Annotated in this window: 17 protein-coding genes; 13 read left to right on the forward strand and 4 right to left on the reverse strand. The window is 72.9% G+C overall.

Going from position 1 to position 17,722, the window contains the following annotated elements; genetic code table 11:
* Nucleotides 1–55 precede the first annotated feature (55 nt).
* The 3 genes from LH044_RS01440 to LH044_RS21810 all read right to left on the reverse strand — a co-directional run bounded on the left by LH044_RS01440 (nucleotide 56) and on the right by LH044_RS21810 (nucleotide 4,969).
* A complete protein-coding gene (locus LH044_RS01440; RefSeq protein ID WP_227758019.1) occupies nucleotides 56–3,445 on the reverse strand; it encodes a putative bifunctional diguanylate cyclase/phosphodiesterase in 3,390 nt (1,129 codons plus the stop codon).
* Between the two features lie 216 nt (nucleotides 3,446–3,661).
* Nucleotides 3,662–4,087 (reverse strand): hypothetical protein, encoded by a 426-nt coding sequence (locus tag LH044_RS01445; protein WP_227758020.1) that lies wholly within the window; start codon nucleotides 4,085–4,087, stop codon nucleotides 3,662–3,664.
* Nucleotides 4,088–4,246: 159 nt separating this feature from the next.
* On the reverse strand, nucleotides 4,247–4,969 hold the full coding sequence (locus LH044_RS21810; RefSeq protein ID WP_255626086.1) for a GNAT family N-acetyltransferase: 723 nt from the start codon (nucleotides 4,967–4,969) through the stop codon (nucleotides 4,247–4,249).
* 181 nt (nucleotides 4,970–5,150) lie between these two features.
* Here LH044_RS21810 and hisG point away from each other — a divergent pair, with 181 nt between their 5' ends.
* On the forward strand, nucleotides 5,151–6,026 hold the full coding sequence (hisG, locus tag LH044_RS01455) for an ATP phosphoribosyltransferase (protein WP_227758021.1): 876 nt from the start codon (nucleotides 5,151–5,153) through the stop codon (nucleotides 6,024–6,026).
* A gap of 38 nt (nucleotides 6,027–6,064) precedes the next feature.
* On the forward strand, nucleotides 6,065–6,292 hold the full coding sequence (locus LH044_RS01460) for a S1 domain-containing protein (protein WP_227758022.1): 228 nt from the start codon (nucleotides 6,065–6,067) through the stop codon (nucleotides 6,290–6,292).
* On the opposite strand, the gene LH044_RS01465 is transcribed toward LH044_RS01460, so the two are convergent.
* Nucleotides 6,267–6,734, reverse strand: coding sequence for a hypothetical protein (locus LH044_RS01465; protein WP_227758023.1), 468 nt, complete (start codon nucleotides 6,732–6,734; stop codon nucleotides 6,267–6,269). The two genes, LH044_RS01460 and LH044_RS01465, sit on opposite strands and share 26 nt — an antisense overlap.
* 309 nt (nucleotides 6,735–7,043) lie before the next feature.
* On the opposite strand from LH044_RS01465, the gene infC reads away from it, so the two are divergent.
* The 11 genes from infC to argR all read left to right on the forward strand — a co-directional run bounded on the left by infC (nucleotide 7,044) and on the right by argR (nucleotide 17,684).
* A complete protein-coding gene (gene infC / locus LH044_RS01470) occupies nucleotides 7,044–7,709 on the forward strand; it encodes a translation initiation factor IF-3 (protein ID WP_309568861.1) in 666 nt (221 codons plus the stop codon).
* A 155-nt stretch (nucleotides 7,710–7,864) separates the two neighbouring features.
* The gene (gene rpmI / locus LH044_RS01475; RefSeq protein ID WP_227758024.1) at nucleotides 7,865–8,059 is read left to right on the forward strand and encodes a 50S ribosomal protein L35; all 195 of its coding nucleotides are present in this window, start codon (nucleotides 7,865–7,867) and stop codon (nucleotides 8,057–8,059) included.
* A gap of 107 nt (nucleotides 8,060–8,166) precedes the next feature.
* Nucleotides 8,167–8,547 carry a 50S ribosomal protein L20 gene (gene rplT, locus LH044_RS01480; protein WP_227758025.1) on the forward strand — a complete coding sequence of 127 codons (381 nt, stop codon included), beginning with the start codon at nucleotides 8,167–8,169 and terminating at the stop codon, nucleotides 8,545–8,547.
* 56 nt (nucleotides 8,548–8,603) lie between these two features.
* A complete protein-coding gene (locus LH044_RS01485) occupies nucleotides 8,604–9,554 on the forward strand; it encodes a TrmH family RNA methyltransferase (protein WP_227758026.1) in 951 nt (316 codons plus the stop codon).
* Entirely contained in the window at nucleotides 9,551–10,594 is a 1,044-nt protein-coding gene (gene pheS, locus LH044_RS01490) for a phenylalanine--tRNA ligase subunit alpha (RefSeq protein WP_227758027.1), read from the forward strand. Before LH044_RS01485 ends, pheS begins: the two co-directional genes overlap by 4 nt.
* A 1-nt stretch (nucleotide 10,595) precedes the next feature.
* The gene (gene pheT / locus LH044_RS01495) at nucleotides 10,596–13,010 is read left to right on the forward strand and encodes a phenylalanine--tRNA ligase subunit beta (protein ID WP_227758028.1); all 2,415 of its coding nucleotides are present in this window, start codon (nucleotides 10,596–10,598) and stop codon (nucleotides 13,008–13,010) included.
* Between the two features lie 142 nt (nucleotides 13,011–13,152).
* Nucleotides 13,153–14,181, forward strand: coding sequence for an N-acetyl-gamma-glutamyl-phosphate reductase (argC, locus tag LH044_RS01500; RefSeq protein ID WP_227758029.1), 1,029 nt, complete (start codon nucleotides 13,153–13,155; stop codon nucleotides 14,179–14,181).
* Nucleotides 14,178–15,104, forward strand: coding sequence for an acetylglutamate kinase (gene argB, locus LH044_RS01505; protein ID WP_227758030.1), 927 nt, complete (start codon nucleotides 14,178–14,180; stop codon nucleotides 15,102–15,104). The genes argC and argB overlap by 4 nt, the downstream gene beginning before the upstream one ends.
* Nucleotides 15,101–16,261: an aspartate aminotransferase family protein gene (locus LH044_RS01510; RefSeq protein ID WP_227758031.1), complete on the forward strand. Its 1,161-nt coding sequence runs from the start codon at nucleotides 15,101–15,103 to the stop codon at nucleotides 16,259–16,261. Before argB ends, LH044_RS01510 begins: the two co-directional genes overlap by 4 nt.
* On the forward strand, nucleotides 16,261–17,217 hold the full coding sequence (gene argF, locus LH044_RS01515; protein WP_227758032.1) for an ornithine carbamoyltransferase: 957 nt from the start codon (nucleotides 16,261–16,263) through the stop codon (nucleotides 17,215–17,217). The genes LH044_RS01510 and argF overlap by 1 nt, the downstream gene beginning before the upstream one ends.
* Nucleotides 17,217–17,684: an arginine repressor gene (gene argR, locus LH044_RS01520; RefSeq protein WP_227758033.1), complete on the forward strand. Its 468-nt coding sequence runs from the start codon at nucleotides 17,217–17,219 to the stop codon at nucleotides 17,682–17,684. Before argF ends, argR begins: the two co-directional genes overlap by 1 nt.
* Nucleotides 17,685–17,722: the final 38 nt, after the last annotated feature.

A 17,722-nucleotide genomic window follows, 5' to 3' on the forward strand; every position in this document is an offset into this window, starting at 1 on the left:
GCGCACCGCCGACATCGGCCGGCTCGGACGGATCGACGTCGTCCGGACGGTCCGCTCAGGACGTGGCGGGCACGGCCTGCTGCAGCAGCAGCTTCCGGAAGTCCGCCGCGGGGACGGGCCGGGAGTACCGGTAGCCCTGGGCGAACTTGCAGCCCAGCTCCACCAGCGCGCGCTCCTGCTCCTCCTCCTCGATGCCCTCGGCGACGACCCGCACGCCGAGCTCGCGGGCGAGGTCGAGCACCGCCGTGACGATCTGGCGGTTGGTCTGGCGGTCGAGGCCCTCGACGAACGAGCGGTCGATCTTCAGCACGTCGAACGCGAAGCGCTGGATGTAGCCGAGCGAGGAGTAGCCGGTCCCGAAGTCGTCGATGGCCAGCCGGGTCCCGAGCGCCCGCAGCCGCTGCATGCGCTCCTGGATCACGTCGGTGTCCGACAGCAGGTTCGACTCGGTCACCTCGAGCACCAGCCGGTCGGCCGGCAGCGAGGTGCGGCGCAGGATGTCGGTCACGACGGGCACCAGGCGCTCGCCGTGGACCTCCTGCGCGGTCAGGTTCACCGAGATCGTCAGCGCCTCGGCCAGCTCCGGCATGGTCGTGCGCCACTCGGACAGGTCGCGGCACGCCCGCTCGAGCATCCACTCGCCCATCGGGCCGATCAGCCCGCTCTCCTCGGCGAGGGGCACGAAGATGGCGGGGGAGAGCAGGCCGCGGTGCGGGTGCTGCCAGCGGATGAGGGCCTCGCAGCCGACGATCTGGTGGGTGTCCAGATCGATGATCGGCTGGTAGTGCGCCATGAACTGGTCGGTCTCGAGCGCCCGGGCGAGGTCGGCCCGCAGCTCGAGGCGGTCGAACGACGCGGTGTGCATGTGGGACTCGAACACGACCGAGCGGCGCTTGCCCAGCTGCTTGGCCCGGTACATCGCAGTGTCGGCGTTGCGGAGCAGGACCTCGGCGGCCGTCTCCCGGTCATGGTCGTAGGCGACGCCGGCCGACGCCGTGATCGACAGCTCGCGACCGTCGATCGTGAACGGCCGCTCGATGGAGGAGAGCAGGCGGTCGGCCAGCTCCAGGACCTGGGCCTCGCCGTGGGCCCGCTCGAGGACGACGATGAACTCGTCGCCACCGCCGCGGGCGGCGACGTCGCCGAAGGCCAGGCTCTCCTTGATGCGGTCCGCCACGGCGTAGAGCAGGCGGTCGCCGACGCCGTGGCCGAGGCTGTCGTTCACGTCCTTGAAGTCGTCGATGTCGAGGGAGATGACCGCGACCGTGCTGCCGCCGGCGTTGCGGCCGAGCATCCCGCCGAGCTCCTCGGCCGCCAGGACGCGGTTGGCCAGCCCGGTCAGCGCGTCGTGGGTCGACTGGTAGCGGAGCCGCTGCATCATGGTCGTCCGCTCGGTGACGTCGCGGGCGTTGAGCACGAAGCCGCCGACCGCCTCCTCGCGCCGCAGGTCGGTCACCGAGGCCTCGAGGTGGATCCACTCGCCGCGGGAGTTGCGGAAGCCGAACTCGAGCAGCTCGGGGTGCTCCTCCTCGCGCCGGCCGCTGCGCAGCGCGCTGTCCCAGTCGACGCCGCTGTCGCGGAACGTCTCCTCGAGCGTGTGGCCGACGAGCTGCTCGGGCGACAGGCCGATCGTGTGCTCGACCGACGGGCTGGCGTAGCGGACCCCGTCGGCGGAGCCCACCACCAGGACGACGTCGCTCGAGTTCTGCACCAGGGCCTTGAACCGGGCCTCGGAGAGCTGCAGCTGCTGCTCGGCCGCCTTGCGGTCGCCGATCTCGCGGGCGTTGAGCACGATGCCGCGGATGTTCGGGTCGCTCTGCAGGTCGACGCCGACGACCTCGAACCAGTGGTACGAGCCGTCCTGCGCCCGCAGGCGGACCTCGACGGGGGAGCGGTCGCCGTAGCGGACGTTCTCGAGCGTCCTCGCCGCCAGCTCCCGGTCGTCGGGGTGGACGAGGTCGAGCGCGTGCTCGATGCCGCGGAAGTCGGACGGGTAGCCGAGCAGGCGGACCGCCACCGGCGACACGTAGGTGAGCCGGCCCCGGTCGTCGAGGATCGTGACGATGTCGGAGCTGTTGTCGACGAGCGCCCCGAAGCGCTCCTCGGACCGCTCGCGCACCGTCTGCTCGGTCTGCTCGACCGCACGAAGGGCGATGCTGGCCTCGCGGCAGAGGGCCTGGATGGCGCCCCGCTCCTCGTCGGTGAGGTCGTGGCGGGTGACGGTGACGAGCAGGCCGACGACCCGTCGCTGCACGACGACGAGGCCGGCGTTCCAGTGCCCGCCGGCGACCTCGACCCGGTGGACCTCGCCGGTCGTGTGGTGGTCGCCGCGGCCGATCGTCGTGCGCAGCGCCTCGACCGCGGGCATCAGGTCGCCGGCGTCGGCGTCGACCTTGTCGCTCTGCGGGTCGAGCACCATGCCGCCGTTCACGAAGTTGGCCTGCAGCACCTGCTCCAGGCCGACGGTCACGACCCGACCGACGTCGGCCGTCGTCTCGGCCGCCACCAGTCGCTCACCGACCGAGCGCAGGGTGGCCTCGAGCGCGGCGAGCTCCTCGTTCTGCTGCACCAGGCGGCCGAGCCGCACGACGACGAGCGGGGCGAGGGCCAGGGAGGCGGCCGCGGGCAGGAGGGCGATCGGGTCGCCGGGGTCGCGCACGAGCAGCGCGACGAGCAGGACCGGGCAGGTGGCGAGCGCGAGCCCGAGCACGCCGATGCGCTTGCGGGTCAGGCGCCGCAGCTGCGACGGGTCCGAGGGGCGGCTGGCGATCAGCACCACCGACGGGTGCAGGAGGCCGGCGGTGCCGAGCATCAGGCCCATCGGGGCGATCACGGTCCGCACCATCTCGGGGATCGCCCCCGCGAGCACGAGCGTGGTCATCGAGTCGATGAGCACGGTCGCGAAGAGCGCGCCGGCGAGGATCCGGTTGGCGACCGAGCGGTGGCCACCGGCGACGAGGGCGAACACCGCCATCACGACCAGGGCCAGGCAGCCGGTCGCGTAGGCGAGGTTCAGGAAGAGCGCGGCGTTCGTCGGCGACGCGTCCTGGACGTACGGGATGATGACGGCGACCCACTGCAGCACCGCGATGGCGATGCCGCCGACCGCCGCGTCGAGCGCGGGGTCGAGGATGTTCGGCGGCAGGCGCCGCTTGACCATCACGAACATGGCCGCGATGAGCAGGACGTACGAGGCTGCGACGAGCACGTCGGCGATCGACGGGAACGGGTAGTGGACGCCGGTGATGGCGCTCTGCAGCCCGCGGATGACGCCGCCGGAGATCGCGCAGAAGCCGGCCAGGAACATGAGCCGGGCGATGTTGCGCACCGGCTGGGGCAGCTGGCCGACGCGCCGTCCGACGAGGACCAGCGACACCACCCCGCCGACCACGTAGACGACCCCGCGCACCGCCTCGGGCACGACGAGGTACACGACGTACCACACCCCTGCGAGGGCGAGGTAGCGCCGGAAGCGTGTCAGTTGGTTGCTGCGAACTCGGTCCGTCGGCGCGGGTGCGCCTGCGAGTCGAGCAGTGTCGGCCATGGCACGTCCTGGAAGTGGGTCTCCACTCCATCGGCCGTTCCGGGGCCCAACTGAGGTTTGCGGGTCGGATGTCGCTACCCCACCGCAGGGTGAGCGGCGCTCAGCGGCGCCCGGGCGTCACGCCACCTCGTCCTCGGCGGGGACCGCCACGTCGTCGGCCCGGACCTCCTTGACGATGCGGATCACCGTCAGCACCCCGAAGACCAGCATCCACAGGATGACGCCGATGTACGCGAACGCCGGCACGTCGCCGGTGGCCGAGAACAGGTACACGTACGGCAGCAGGAAGAAGAGGACGACGCCGGCGCACCACACGACCGCGTCGCGGGCGGGGCGGTCGGGGTCCCGCAGGATCTTCACCGTGAGGGCCTGGGAGAGGCCGTACGGCGGCGCCGTGATCACGTCGAGGGCCAGGAACGTCCAGGGGTCCAGCCCGTAGCGGCCGAAGGTCGGCCAGGCGATCAGCGCCCGGGCGGCCGAGAACGCGACGTTCCCGATGACCCACGCACGACCGAAGATCCCGAGCGAGCGCACATCGCTCACCCATGTCCGAAACGCTCCGCCTGCCACCCCGTCCGACCTCGCGTCCTCGTTCGTGCTCCGCCCTCCCGGGGCGAACACTAGCGGTGGGCCCCGCCGGGACGGCGGAACCAGTGCACCGACCCGCCGCGGCGCGCCCGTCGTGGGCGCGCCGCAGCCGCGTCAGTCGAGGATGATCGGCAGGTCGTACTTCACGATCTCCTCGGGCGTGAAGCCGGAGATCGCGTACTTGTAGAGGTTGGGGCGCACCCGGGCCATCTGCTCGAGCATCTCGTCGATGTAGACGACGAGCGGCTCGATGTCGCCGCCCATGTACTCGCGGCGGGCGGCGAACGCGTGCGTCGGCAGGGCGTAGAGCGTGTGCATGACGTCGACGTAGCCGTCGTCCATCAGCATGCAGAAGCCCTCGACGCCCGCACGGATGCCGACCTCGAGCCAGTTGCGGTACAGCTCGGTCGCCAGGCCGACGCCGCGGTAGTCCGACTTCACGGCGAGCGAGCCGCCGTCGAGCAGCAGGCCGTCCCGGAGGGCTTCGGTCTGCTCGAACTGGCTGACGGGCAGGTCCTCGAAGCGGCCGACGATCGTGCGGAGGACGCCGAGCACCTCGTCGCCGTCGCAGATCACGTGGAGCGTGCCGCGGGAGCGCCACGGCTCGACCTCCTCGACCCACCCGCGCGGCGACTCCTCGCAGTAGCCGTGCTCGCGGTAGGTGTCGTAGACGAAGCGCTCGGCCCGGTCGCCGATCTCGGTGTCCGGCGTGGTGTGGTACGTCGTGAGGGAGGGGTCCAGGGGATCGGGGACCCAGAGCCTGAGCGTGTCGCTCTGCTCCAGGTCGACGGATGGTTGAACGTCGACGGCATCGCCGCCACGGTCTGTCAGAGTCACGTGTCACCTGCCCCGGTGCAACACGTCCTCCCCAGGCGGCGCCAACACGGCACCGGACGTCCGCAGAGTCAACCATGCGGGAGGTGGGTCGCGCCATGGGAGCTGTGACATCGGTCCAGCGGCCGTCCGGGGGCGCCAACGCGCTTCGGGTGGCGGAGGGCTCCGCCGCTACCCTCGCGCCGTGCTCAAGCTCGTCCTCCCCAAGGGTTCGCTCGAACGGTCCACGATGGACCTGTTCGAGGCGGCCGACCTCTCCGTGCGCCGCGACTCGTCCGTCTCCTACAAGGCCGACGTCGACGACCCGAGGATCGAGTCGGTCCGGATCCTGCGTCCGCAGGAGATCCCGACCTACGTCGCCGACGGGCTCTTCGACCTGGGCATCACCGGTCGCGACTGGGTCGAGGAGACCGGCTCCGAGGTCACCTCGCTCGGGGAGCTCAAGTACTCGAAGGCGACGACCAACCCGATCACCGTCGTCGTGGCGGTCCCGGGCGACTCCGAGTACCGCTCGGTGTCGGACCTGCCGGCCGGCGTGCGGGTCTCGACCGAGTACCCGGAGCTGACGCGTCGGTTCTTCGCCGACAAGGGCGTCGACGCCGACATCCGGCTGTCGTACGGCGCGACCGAGGCCAAGGTGCCCGACATCGTCGACTGCGTCGTGGACATCACCGAGACCGGCTCGGCGCTGCGGGCCGCCGGGCTGCGGGTGATCGACGTGATCCTCGTCTCCTACACCGAGCTGGTGGCCAACCCCGCCTCGTTCGCGGACCCCGAGAAGCGCCACGCGATGGAGCAGGTGCTGACCCTGCTGCGCGGCGTCCTCGAGGCCCGGGGCAAGGTGCTGGTGAAGCTCAACGTGGCCGCCGAGGCGCTCGACGCCGTGATCGGGGTGCTGCCGGCGATGAAGACGCCGACGGTCAACGAGCTGTACGGGGCCGCCGGCTACGCGGTCGAGACGGTCGTGCCGAAGAACGAGATCAACATCCTGATCCCGGCCCTCAAGGACGCCGGCGCCACCGACATCATCGAGCTGCCGCTGTCGAAGATCGTCCACTGACGATCGGACGGGGCGGGACGACGGCGAGGGCGGCGGACGTGGCGACCAGCGCACCGGTGATCGGCACCGTGGTGGCGTTCGACCGTGAGGTGGGGCTCGGCACCGTCCGCGCCGACGACGGGACGGAGCTGACGTTCCACGCGACGGCCATCAGCGACGGCAGCCGCGACATCGCGGTCGGCACGGCGGTGCTGCACCGGACTGCCGCGGGGCACGGGGGCGCGCTCGAGGCGCGCCCGGTCACGCCCCTTCCGTCGCGTTCTTGACCTGGACGAACACCATCTGGGCCTGCCCCAGCGCCTCCCGGAGCAGGGGCTCGCTGTCGCCGAGGCGGTCGCCGACGCCGTCGAGCACCGAGCGGAACGCCTCGATCACCGTCGCGGCCTCGGCGAAGGCCGGCGGGTCGGCCTCGAGGTAGATGGTGGCCAGGTCGAAGAACCGCATCAGGTAGTTCGTCAGCATCTCCGCGGCCGGGGTGGCGGCGACCTGGCGGCGGACCTGCATCATCTCGTTCAGCTCGACCTCGAGCTGCGCCCGGTCCTCGTCGGTCATCCGGTCGAGGTCGAGGCCGAGCGCCGCAGCGGCGGCGCGGAGCGGGTCGGTGCCCTCCGGCGGGGCGCCGGCAGCGTCGTCGGGACCGGCGTCGGCAGCGTCGGCGGTGCCGCGGCCGACCGGGCGTTCGCCGTCGGGGGTCCACAATGAGCTCATCAGCATCTCCACGTGAGAGGGGAAGGCGCCCGGGCGGGGACCCGGGCCTGGCCGCCGGGGCCGATGCTGACCGGAGCGGTGCCGGCTGGTACGCTACTGCGCACAACCGAGGCAAGTGGGCTCCCGCCCCTCCCGGCCACGATGGTCCCCGACCATGGCGGTGCGCCGGGAACGTGACGAACGAGACGGTCCCTCCGGGGATCGTCAGCGCGACGGCGGGTGCCTGCAGGCATCCGCCCGTTCTGCTTTTCGCAGGCGGGTCGCACCAGTCCACCCACGAAAGGAACTGCTGTTGAGCAGTGATCGGCCATAGCTGCCGCATCGAACGACGAGCCCCGCATCAACGACCGCATCCGCGCTCGTGAGGTCCGACTGATCGGACCGGACGGGGACCAGCTCGGCATCAAGCCGCTGCCCGAGGCCCTGGCGACCGCCAGGTCCCTGGACCTCGACCTCGTCGAGGTCGCGGCCGAGGCCAACCCGCCGGTGTGTCGGATCATGAACTTCACGAAGTTCAAGTACGAGGCGCAGCAACGGGCCAAGGAATCCCGCAAGAAGGCCACGAACATCACGGTCAAGGAGATGAAGTACCGTCCCAAGATCGGCGGCGGCGACTTCGACACCAAGACCCGCAAGGTCGCCCAGTTCCTGGGCGAGGGCCACAAGGTCAAGGTCACGATCATGTTCCGTGGCCGCGAGATGCAGCACCCCGAGCTCGGGCGTCGCATCCTCGACCGGGTCGCCGAGGAGGTCAGCCACCTCGGTCGGGTCGAGGTGATGCCCAAGCAGGACGGCCGCAACATGACCATGGTGCTCGGGCCGGACAAGAAGGCGCAGGCCGCGCACGCCAAGAAGGCCCAGGACACCGCGGACGAGGCGGACGAGGCGGACGACGCAGGGGACGAGCCCACGGCGGAGGTTCCTCCGCCCCCGGCTGCGGAGCCGGCGCCCGAACCGGCCGCCACCGAGGCCTGACCGAACGGTCGAGGCGCGACGCCGGCCGGCGCGTCCGGCCGGCGGCCGCCGCCAGGACCGGCCGCCGACCCGGATCCACGGTCCGGCGGCCGAGGCGGCACCGCCGGGGCACCGAGCACCGACCAGAGCACGAGACACCCGAGAGAGACACGACCATGCCCAAGATGAAGACGCACTCCGGCGCGAAGAAGCGCTACAAGGTCACCGGCACCGGCAAGATCCTGCGTCGCAAGACCAACCTGAACCACATCCTCGAGAAGAAGTCCCCGTCGCGGAAGCGCCGCCTGGCCGGGACCACCGAGATCACCGGCGGCGACCGCACCCGCGCCCGCCGGCAGCTGGGCCTCTGAGCCCCGGGCCTGGAGCCCACCACCCGCAGGATCCGCACACCCCCGGTGCCGACCGGCCGCCCGAGCGGCCCGCCGACGGGCACCGCACCGCACGAAGGAGTTGACCGATGGCACGCGTCAAGCGAGGCGTCCACGCCAAGAAGAAGCACCGCGCCGTACTGAACAAGGCCAAGGGCTACTACGGCCACCGCAGCCGGACGTTCCGCGCCGCCAACGAGGCGGTCATGCACGCCGGGAACTACGCGTTCCGCGACCGGCGGGCCCGCAAGGGCGAGATGCGCAAGCTCTGGATCCAGCGCATCAACGCCGCGTGCCGCCAGGACGGCATCAGCTACAGCCGCTTCATCAACGGCCTGAAGCTCGCCGAGGTCGAGATCGACCGCAAGGCGCTCGCCGACATCGCGGTCCGGGACCCGCAGGCCTTCTCGGCGCTGGTCCAGGTCGCCAAGGCCGCGGCCGACGCCGCGCCCGCCGAAGCGGCGAGCTGACCCCGTCCGGCTGCACCGGAGCAACGAGACCCGGACGGTCGACGCTGACTGATCGGATGCCGTCGGATCGGACGCCGACCGGACCCGACCGCCCCCCGGCGGGCCAGGGCCCGTCGAAGGTCGCTCTGCAGGAGCTGCGGCGCCTCTCGAGGCGCCGCAGTGCGCGTTCGGACGCCGGCGCGTACCTCATCGACGGGCCGGTCCTCCTCGGCGAGGCCGTCGAGGCCGGCGTCGCGCTGCGGACCGTGTTCGTCGAGCCGGCGGCGCGCTCGCACCCCTCGGTGCTGGCCGCCGTCGCAGCGGGCGTCGAGGTCCGCGACGTCGACGAGGGCGCCCTCGCCCGCGTGCTCGACGTCGTGACGCCCCAGTCGGTCGTGGCGATCGCGAGCCAGGCGCCCGCGGTCCTCGACGACGTCCTGCGGATCGCGGTCGAGACCGGCCGCCCGGTCCTCGTGCTGGTCGAGCTGCAGGACCCCGGCAACGCCGGCACGCTCGTCCGCGTCGCCGAGGCGGCCGGGTGCGCGGGGGTCGTGCTGACGCCGCGCTCCGTCGACCTGCACAACCCCAAGACGGTCCGCTCGACCGCGGGCGCCCTGTTCCGGGTGCCCGTCGTCGAGGGCGTCGAGGCGGTCGACGTCATCGGCGCCGCAGCGGCCGCCGGGCTGGCCTCGTGGGCGACCGTGCGCGACGGCGGCACCGCGCTCGACGCCGCCGAGCTCGGCGGCGCCTGCCTCGTGCTGGTCGGCAGCGAGGCCCACGGGCTGCCCGACGACGTCGCTGCGGCGGCGTCGGGTCGGGTCAGCATCCCGATGGAGGGCGAGATCGAGTCGCTGAACGCGGCGGTGGCCGGCGCGCTGGTGGTGTTCGAGGCCGCCCGCCAGCGCCGTTCGGGCCCGGGCGCGGCCGGCCCGGAACCGGTTCGTGGGGCGCCCGGCCCGCTGGGCCATGATGTCAGCGCCGCGGCCACGGCCGGCCCGGCTCCGACCCGAGAGGAACGATCGAAGTGAGCGGTGCGGACCTGGCGGACGAGGCGCGGGCGCTGGTCGCCGATGGCGTCGCCCGGATCGGCGCGGCGCCGACCTCCGACGACGTGCGCGCCGTCGAGTCCGAGCTGCTCGGCAAGCGGTCCCGGCTCTCGGAGCTGAAGGCCGGGATGCGCGACCTCGACCCCGACGACCGCAAGGTCCTCGGCGCGGCGCTACACGAGACCCGTGCCACGCTCGAGGCGGCGGTCGCAGATCGGGTCGCGGAGCTCGCCGCCGTCGAGCGACGGGCCCAGCTCGCCGCCGAGCGGCTGGACCTGACCGAGAGCCTCGGCCGGGCCAGCGCCGGCCACGTCCACCTGGTGACCCAGACCTGGGAGCGGCTCGAGGACGTGTTCGTCGGCATGGGCTTCACGGTCGCCACCGGTCCCGAGGTCGAGACCGACTGGTTTAACTTCGAGGCGCTCAACCTGCCACCGTCGCACCCGGCCCGGTCGCTGTGGGACACCCTCTACCTCGACACCTCCGAGCTCGAGGGCGTCGGCCCGCAGCAGCTGCTGCTGCGGACCCACACCTCGCCGGTCCAGGTCCGGACCATGCTGCGGGCCGTGCGCGACGGCAGCGGTCCGCCGATCTACGTCGTCTGCCCCGGCCGGACCTACCGCCAGGACACCGCCGACGCCACGCACCTACCGGTGTTCCACCAGATCGAGATGCTGGTCATCGACCGTGGCATCACGATGGGCGACCTGTCCGGCACGATCGAGACGTTCACCAAGGCCTACTTCGGCCAGGAGCTCACGTCGCGGCTGCGCCCGTCGTACTTCCCCTTCACCGAGCCCTCCGCCGAGGTCGACATCTCCCAGCCCGACGGATCGTGGCTCGAGGTCGGCGGCTGCGGCATGGTCCACCCGAACGTCCTGCGGGCCTGCGGGCTCGACCCGGAGGAGTGGTCGGGCTTCGCCTTCGGCTTCGGCATCGAGCGGCTGGCCAAGATCCGCCACCACCTCACCGACATCCGCGACCTGATCACCAACGACATGCGATTCCTGGAGCAGTTCTGACATGCGGGTGAGCCTCAACTGGTTGCAGGAGTTCGCCCCGGTGACGGGCAGCCCCGCCGCCATCGCGGAGCAGCTGACCGACCTCGGCCTCGAGGTCGACGAGATCATCACAGTCGGCGGCTCGCTCGGCGGCGTCATCGTCGCCCGCGTGCTCGAGGTGCGGCCGCACCCCGACGCCGACCGCGTCCGGCTCGTCGACGTCGACACCGGCGACGGCCGGGCGCTCCAGATCGTCTGCGGCGCCACCAACATGGTCGCCGGCGACCTCGTGCCGCTCGCCACCGTCGGCACCGTCATGCCCGGCGGCATGGAGATCGCGGCCCGCAAGATGCGCGGCGAGATGAGCAACGGGATGCTGTGCTCGGCCGCCGAGCTCGAGCTCGGCGACGACCACTCCGGCATCCTGGTGCTCGGCGGCACCGCCGAGTCCCAGCCGGCGCCCGGCACGCCTTTGGCCGAGGCCCTCGAGCTGCGCTCCGACGTCGTCTTCGACGTCGACGTGAACCCGAACCGGCCCGACGCGCTGAGCGTGGTCGGCGTGGCGCGCGACCTCGCGGCCCGGCAGGGCGTGCCGTTCCACGTGCCCGAGCCCGCACCGCCCACCACGGGTCCCGACGTCGCCGGCACCGCGGCGGTCGTGATCGAGGACCCGGTCCTGTGCGGGCGCTTCGCCGTGCGGGCGCTGGCGGACGTGCGGATCGGACCGTCGCCGCGGTGGATGGCCCAGCGCCTGCTCGCCGCCGGCATGCGCCCGATCAACAGCGTCGTCGACGCGTCCAACTACGTCATGCTCGAGCTCGGCCAGCCGAGCCACGCGTTCGACCTGGCGACGCTCGCCGACGGAGGGGACGGCCCGACCCTGCGCGTCCGCCGGGCGAGGGCGGGGGAGCGGCTGGAGACGCTCGACGGCGTGGTGCGGGACCTCGATCCCGCCGACGGGGTGATCGCCGACGCGGACGACGCCGTGATCGGCCTCGCCGGCGTAATGGGCGGCGCGTCGACCGAGATCTCCGAGGCCACGACCGACGTGCTCGTCGAGGCCGCCTGGTGGGACCCGCAGTCGATCGCCGACACCGCGGCGCGCCACAGCCTGCACTCGGAGGCGTCGGCCCGCTTCAAGCGGGGGGTCGACACCGCCGCGGCGGACCGGGCGATCGCCCGGTTGGCCGAGCTGCTCGTCGGCGACGGCGCAGCGACGCTCCGGCCCGGGTCGGTGGTGGCCGAGGGCGACCTGCCCGAGCGGATCACCGTGACCGTGCGCCCCTCGAAGGTGAACGCCGTGCTCGGGACCCGCCTCGACCGGGGCCTCATGGTCGATCTCATCGCGCCGATCGGGTTCACCTCGACCGAGCAGGGCGACGACCTCGCGGTCGACATCCCGAGCTGGCGGCCCGACTCGTCGACCGAGATCGACGTGGTCGAGGAGATCGGCCGCATGTACGGGCTGTCGCGGATCGAGCGCACCGTGCCCGTGTCGCCGCACCCCGGCGGACTCAGCGGTCCGCAGCGGACGCGCCGATCGGTGCGGCGCGCCCTGGCGGGCTTCGGCGTCAGCGAGGCCATGCCGATGCCCTTCCTCGCGCCCGGCGACCTCGAGCGCTGCGGCCTGCCGGCCACCGGGCTCGTGCTGGCCAACCCGCTCGCCGCCGAGGAGTCGGTGCTGCGCACCTCGCTGCGACCCGGCCTGCTGGCCGCGGTGGCCCACAACGCCAAGCACCGCATCGACGGCGTGTGGCTCTCCGAGATCGGCCGGGTGTTCGAGCTCGGCGACCGCGGACCGATCGTCGACGTCGAGGAGTCGTCGCGCCTCGGGCGCGTGCTCGACGGCGAGCGCGAGCAGCTCGCGGTCGTCCTGGCCGGCGCCGAGGCCCCGACCGCGGTGGAGCTGCTCGACGTCGTCGTGGCGGCGATGGGCATCGGTCCGGTCGTGCTGCGGGCCGAGGAGCTCCCCGGGCTGCACCCGGCCCGGTCGGCCACGGTCGAGATCGCCGGCGCCCACGCCGGCGAGGTCGGCGAGATCGACCCCGAGGTGCTCGACCGGTTCGGGATCGAGCAGCGCGTCGCCTGGCTCGAGCTCGAGCTCGGGGCCCTGCTCGACCTCCCGGCGCCGGTCCACCTCGCCCGCCCGGTGAGCCGGTTCCCGTCGGCCGACGTCGACCTCGCCTTCGTGGTCGAGGACCGGATCCCGGCCGCCGCGGTCCGGGCGACGATCCGCGCCGCCGGTGCGCCGCTCCTGCGGCGCCTCGAGCTCTTCGACGTCTTCCGGTCCGACGCCTTCGAGGGCGCCCGGAGCCTGGCCTTCCGGCTGCGGTTCCAGGCCGACGACCGCACCCTCACCGACGCCGAGGTCGGCGTGGTCCGCCAGGCGATCATCGACGAGGTGGTCGCCACCCACGACGCCACCCTCCGGGCCTGACCACCCGCGCCGGCCCGACGTCCCGTCCCCTCCGTCGGGTCACGGCGCCCTCGACCCGGCCGTGGCCTTGACCGGTCCCGACTCCGTCGTTGTTGCACAAGTATGCGACGCGATGCATGTTCGTGCGCTAGGGTGACCGACCATGGCCACGAGGGCACGCATCGGCATCATCGGCGCATCGGGCTTCACCGGGGCCGAGCTCCTGCGCATCTGCGCGTCCCACCCCGGGCTCGACGTCGCCTTCGCCACCGGTGACACGCAGGCCGGCACACCGGCGGCAGCGCTGTACCCGGGCCTGGCGCTGGCGTACCCCGACCTGGTCTTCGAGTCGTGGGACCCGGCGCTGCTCGACGGCGTCGACGGCGTCTTCCTGGGGCTGCCGCACGGCGCGAGCCAGGCGATCGTGCCGGACCTGCTCGGCAAGATCGGCGCCGTCGTCGACCTCGGCGCCGACTTCCGGCTGTCCGACGGCGCCGAGTACGAGCGGTGGTACCACGAGCCGCACACCTGCCCCGAGCTGCTGGACCGCTTCGTCTACGGGATCCCCGAGCTGCACCGCGACGCCCTGCGCGGCGCCGAGGCGGTGGCCGCCCCGGGGTGCTACCCGACGGCCGCCACCCTCGCGCTGCACCCGCTCGTCACCGCCGACCTCGTGCAGACCGACGGCATCATCGTCGACGCCGTGTCCGGGGTGTCGGGTGCAGGTCGGCCGCCCAAGCCGCACACGACGTTCTGCGCGGTGGACTCCGACGTGCAGGCCTACGGCCTCCTCGACCACCGCCACACCTCCGAGATGGACATGAACCTCGGCGCGACCGTGCTGTTCACCCCGCACCTCGTGCCGATGAACCGGGGGATCCTGGCCACCTGCTACGCCCGCCCCGCCGTCGACGGCCTCAGCACCGACGCCGTGCTCGACGTCCTCCACGAGCGCTACGCCGACGAGCCCTTCGTGGTGGCGTCCGAGCGATCGCCCTCGACCAAGGCCACCCTCGGCACGAACGCGGCCCACGTCACCGCGCGCTACGACGAGCGGACCGGCACCGTGCTCGCCATCGCCGCGATCGACAACCTCGGCAAGGGAGCGTCGGGCCAGGCGGTGCAGTGCATGAACCTGGCGCTCGGGCTCCCCGAGGAGCAGGGCCTCGCCGTCGTCGGGACCGCGCCGTGAGCGGCGAGGGGCCCGCGGAGGCGAGCATCGACCCGAGGGACGACCCCACCGTCGCGGTCGAGGTCCTCCTGCAGGCGCTGCCCTACATCGAGGCCTTCCGGGGCGCGGTCGTCGTCGTGAAGTTCGGCGGCAACGCCATGGGCGACCCCGACCTGTTCGAGCAGTTCGCGTCCGACATCGTGCTGATGCACCGGGTCGGCATGCGACCGGTCGTCGTCCACGGCGGCGGTCCCCAGATCGGCGAGTGGCTCGGGCGGCTCGGCAAGACCAGCGAGTTCGTGGACGGCCGGCGCGTCACCGACGCGGAGACGCTCGAGGTCGCCCAGATGGTGCTGATGGGCAAGGTCAACGCCGACATCGTCACCGCGCTGAACGGCTTCGGCCCGCTGGCGCTGGGGCTCGCCGGCACCGACGCCCACCTGCTCGAGGCCGAGGCCCACGACCCGGAGCTCGGCTACGTCGGCTCGGTGACCCGGGTGAACCCCGAGCTCATCACCCGGACGCTCGGGATGGGCCTGATCCCGGTCATCGCCACGATCGGCGTCGACCACGACGGCCAGACCTACAACATCAACGCCGACGACGCCGCCACCGCGATCGCCGAGGAGCTGCGGGCCGAGAAGCTCATCTTCCTCACCGACGTGCCCGGCCTGCTCGCCGACGCCGACGACCCGTCGACCCTGATCGACCGCGTCGACGGCGACGACGTGGCCCGCATGGTCTCCGACGGCACGATCTCGGGCGGCATGGTGCCCAAGATGTCGGGCTGCGTGCGGGCCATCGAGGCCGGGGTCGGCTCCGTCCACCTGGTCGACGGGCGGCGGCCCCACGTGCTGCTGCTCGAGCTGCTGACCGACGCCGGCGTCGGCACCATGGTCGTCGGCGACGCCACGATCTCACCCGGACCGGAGGTGGCCCCGTGACCTCGCCGCTGATGCCGACCTACCCGCCGCCGCAGGTGACCTTCGTGCGGGGCGAGGGCAGCTGGCTGTGGGACGACGCCGACGGTCGCTACCTCGACCTGCTGTCGGGCCTCGCCGTCACCTCGCTCGGCCACGCCCACCCGGCGGTCGCCGACGCGCTCTGCGAGCAGTCCCGGACCCTGCTGCACACGTCGAACCTGTTCGGCACGGTCCCGGGTTCGGAGGTCGCCGCCACGCTCGACCGGCTGCTCGGGGGCGGCGGCCAGGTCTTCTTCACGAACTCCGGCGCCGAGGCGAACGAGTGCGCCATCAAGCTCGCCCGCAAGCACGCCGGCTCGCCGTCGGGTCGGTACAAGGTCGTGTCGGCCTACGGGAGCTTCCACGGGCGGACGCTGGCCACGCTGCACGCGACCGGCCAGCCGTCCAAGCACGAGGCGTTCCAGCCGCTGCCCGAGGGCTTCGTCCACGTCGCGTGGGACGACCTCGACGCGCTGTCGTCCGCGATCGACCCGTCGGTGGCGGCCGTGCTGCTCGAGCCGGTGCAGGGCGAGGGCGGCGTGAACCCCGCGTCCGCCGAATACTTCCGGGGCGTGCGGGAGCTGTGCGACGAGCGGGGCGTGCTCTTCGTCGTCGACGAGGTGCAGACCGGCCTCGGCCGCTGCGGGGCGTGGTTCGCCCACCAGCACTTCGGCGTCGTTCCCGACGTCGTCACGATGGCCAAGGCGCTCGGCAACGGCGTCCCGATCGGGGCGTGCTGGGCCCGGGCCGACGTGGCGGCCGCGTTCGAGCCCGGCGACCACGCGACGACCTACGGCGGTCAGCCGCTCGCCGCGTCCGCCGCCCGGGCGGTGCTCGCGGTGATGGAGGAGGCCGACGTGCCGGCACGGGCGCGCCACATCGGCGAGCGGGTCGCCGCGGCGCTGCGCGACGTCCCGGGCGTCGTCGACGTCCGGGGTCTCGGTGCCCTGATCGCGGTCGAGGTCGCGGTCGACGCCCGCCGGCTCCAGTCCGACCTGATGGCGCGGGGCGTCGTCACGAACGCGGTCACGCCCACCGCGCTGCGGCTCGCTCCGAGCCTGCTGATCACCGACGACGAGCTGCGGACCGGCACCGATGCGATCGCCGCCGCGATCGCCGAGCTCGCAGGAGGGTCCTGATGTCCACCCCGCCGTCGACGGCGACCGCGGTCGCGCCCGCGTCCGGGACCACGCCCCGCCACCTCCTCGAGGTGGACGACCTGACGACCGCCGAGCTCCTGCGCATCCTCGACCTCTCCGAGCTCGCCGATCCTCCCAAGGTGCTGGCGGGCTCCGGGGGCGTGCTGCTGTTCGAGAAGCCGTCGGCCCGGACCCGCACCTCGATGGAGATGGCGATCGTGCAGGTGGGCGGGCACCCGGTGACGCTCACGGGGGCCGAGGTGGGGATCGACACGCGGGAGACGGCCGAGGACCTCGGGCGGCTGATGTCGGGCTTCGGTGGCGTCATCGGAGCCCGGGTGTTCGAGCACCACAAGCTCGAGCGCATGGCCGCCGCGTCGTCGGTGCCGGTCGTCAACCTGCTGTCCGACGACGCCCACCCGGTCCAGACGCTGGCCGACCTGCTGACGCTGCGCCAGTGCTTCGGCCGATTGGACGGCCTCACGGTCGCGTACGTCGGCGACGCCAACAACGTCGCCCGGTCGCTCGGCATCGGCTGCGGCCTCGCCGGGGTCTCGTTCCGGCTCAGCAGCCCACCGGGGTACCGCTTCGACGAGGGGCAGCTCGACCGCATCCGCTCCGCCGGCACCGACGTCACGGTGGTCGACGACCCGTACGAGGCCGTGGCCGGCGCGGACGCCGTGTACACCGACGCCTGGTACTCGATGGGCCAGGAGGAGGAGCAGCGCGTCCGCCGCGAGGCGTTCGACCGGTGGCGGGTCGACGAGGCGATGATGGCCGCGGCCGGTCCCGACGCCGTCTTCCTGCACTGCCTGCCGGCGCACCGGGGCGACGAGGCCACCGACGGCGTGCTCGACGGCCCGCAGAGCCGCATCTGGCCGCAGGCGCACAACCGCATGCACTCGGCGCGAGGTCTGCTCGTCTGGCTCGGCGCCGAGGCGAGGGCGGCGGGCTGATGGCGGGCAAGCAGCAGCGCCAGCACCGCATCTCGCGTTTGCTCGTCGAGCACCGGGTGACCAACCAGGGCCAGCTCACCGAGCTGCTCGCGGCCGACGGGGTGTCGGTCACGCAGGCGACGGTGTCGCGCGACCTCGAGGAGCTCGGCGCGATCAAGGTGCGTGTGCCCGGGGGCGACACCGTCTACGCCATCCCCGAGCTGCCGAGGGAGCAGGTGAGCCCGCAGGACCACCTGCGGCGGGTGCTCGGCGACTGGCTGGTCGAGGTGGACCGCTCGGGCGACCTCGTGGTCCTGCGGACGCCGCCCGGCTCGGCGCACGTCGTGGCGTCGGCCATCGACCGCAACGGGTTGGACAACGTCGTCGGCACGGTCGCCGGCGACGACACGCTGCTCGTCATCGCCCGCGAGGGCTGGGGCAGCTCGGTGGCCGAGCAGCTGCAACAGTTGGCGGGCCTCGCCGGCTGACCGGCGTGGCGCGGCCCCGCCGGCTGCGCCGGCGCGGC

It is taken from the genome of Dermatobacter hominis (assembly GCF_020715685.1).
In the GTDB taxonomy this organism is placed as follows: domain Bacteria; phylum Actinomycetota; class Acidimicrobiia; order Acidimicrobiales; family Microtrichaceae; genus Dermatobacter; species Dermatobacter hominis.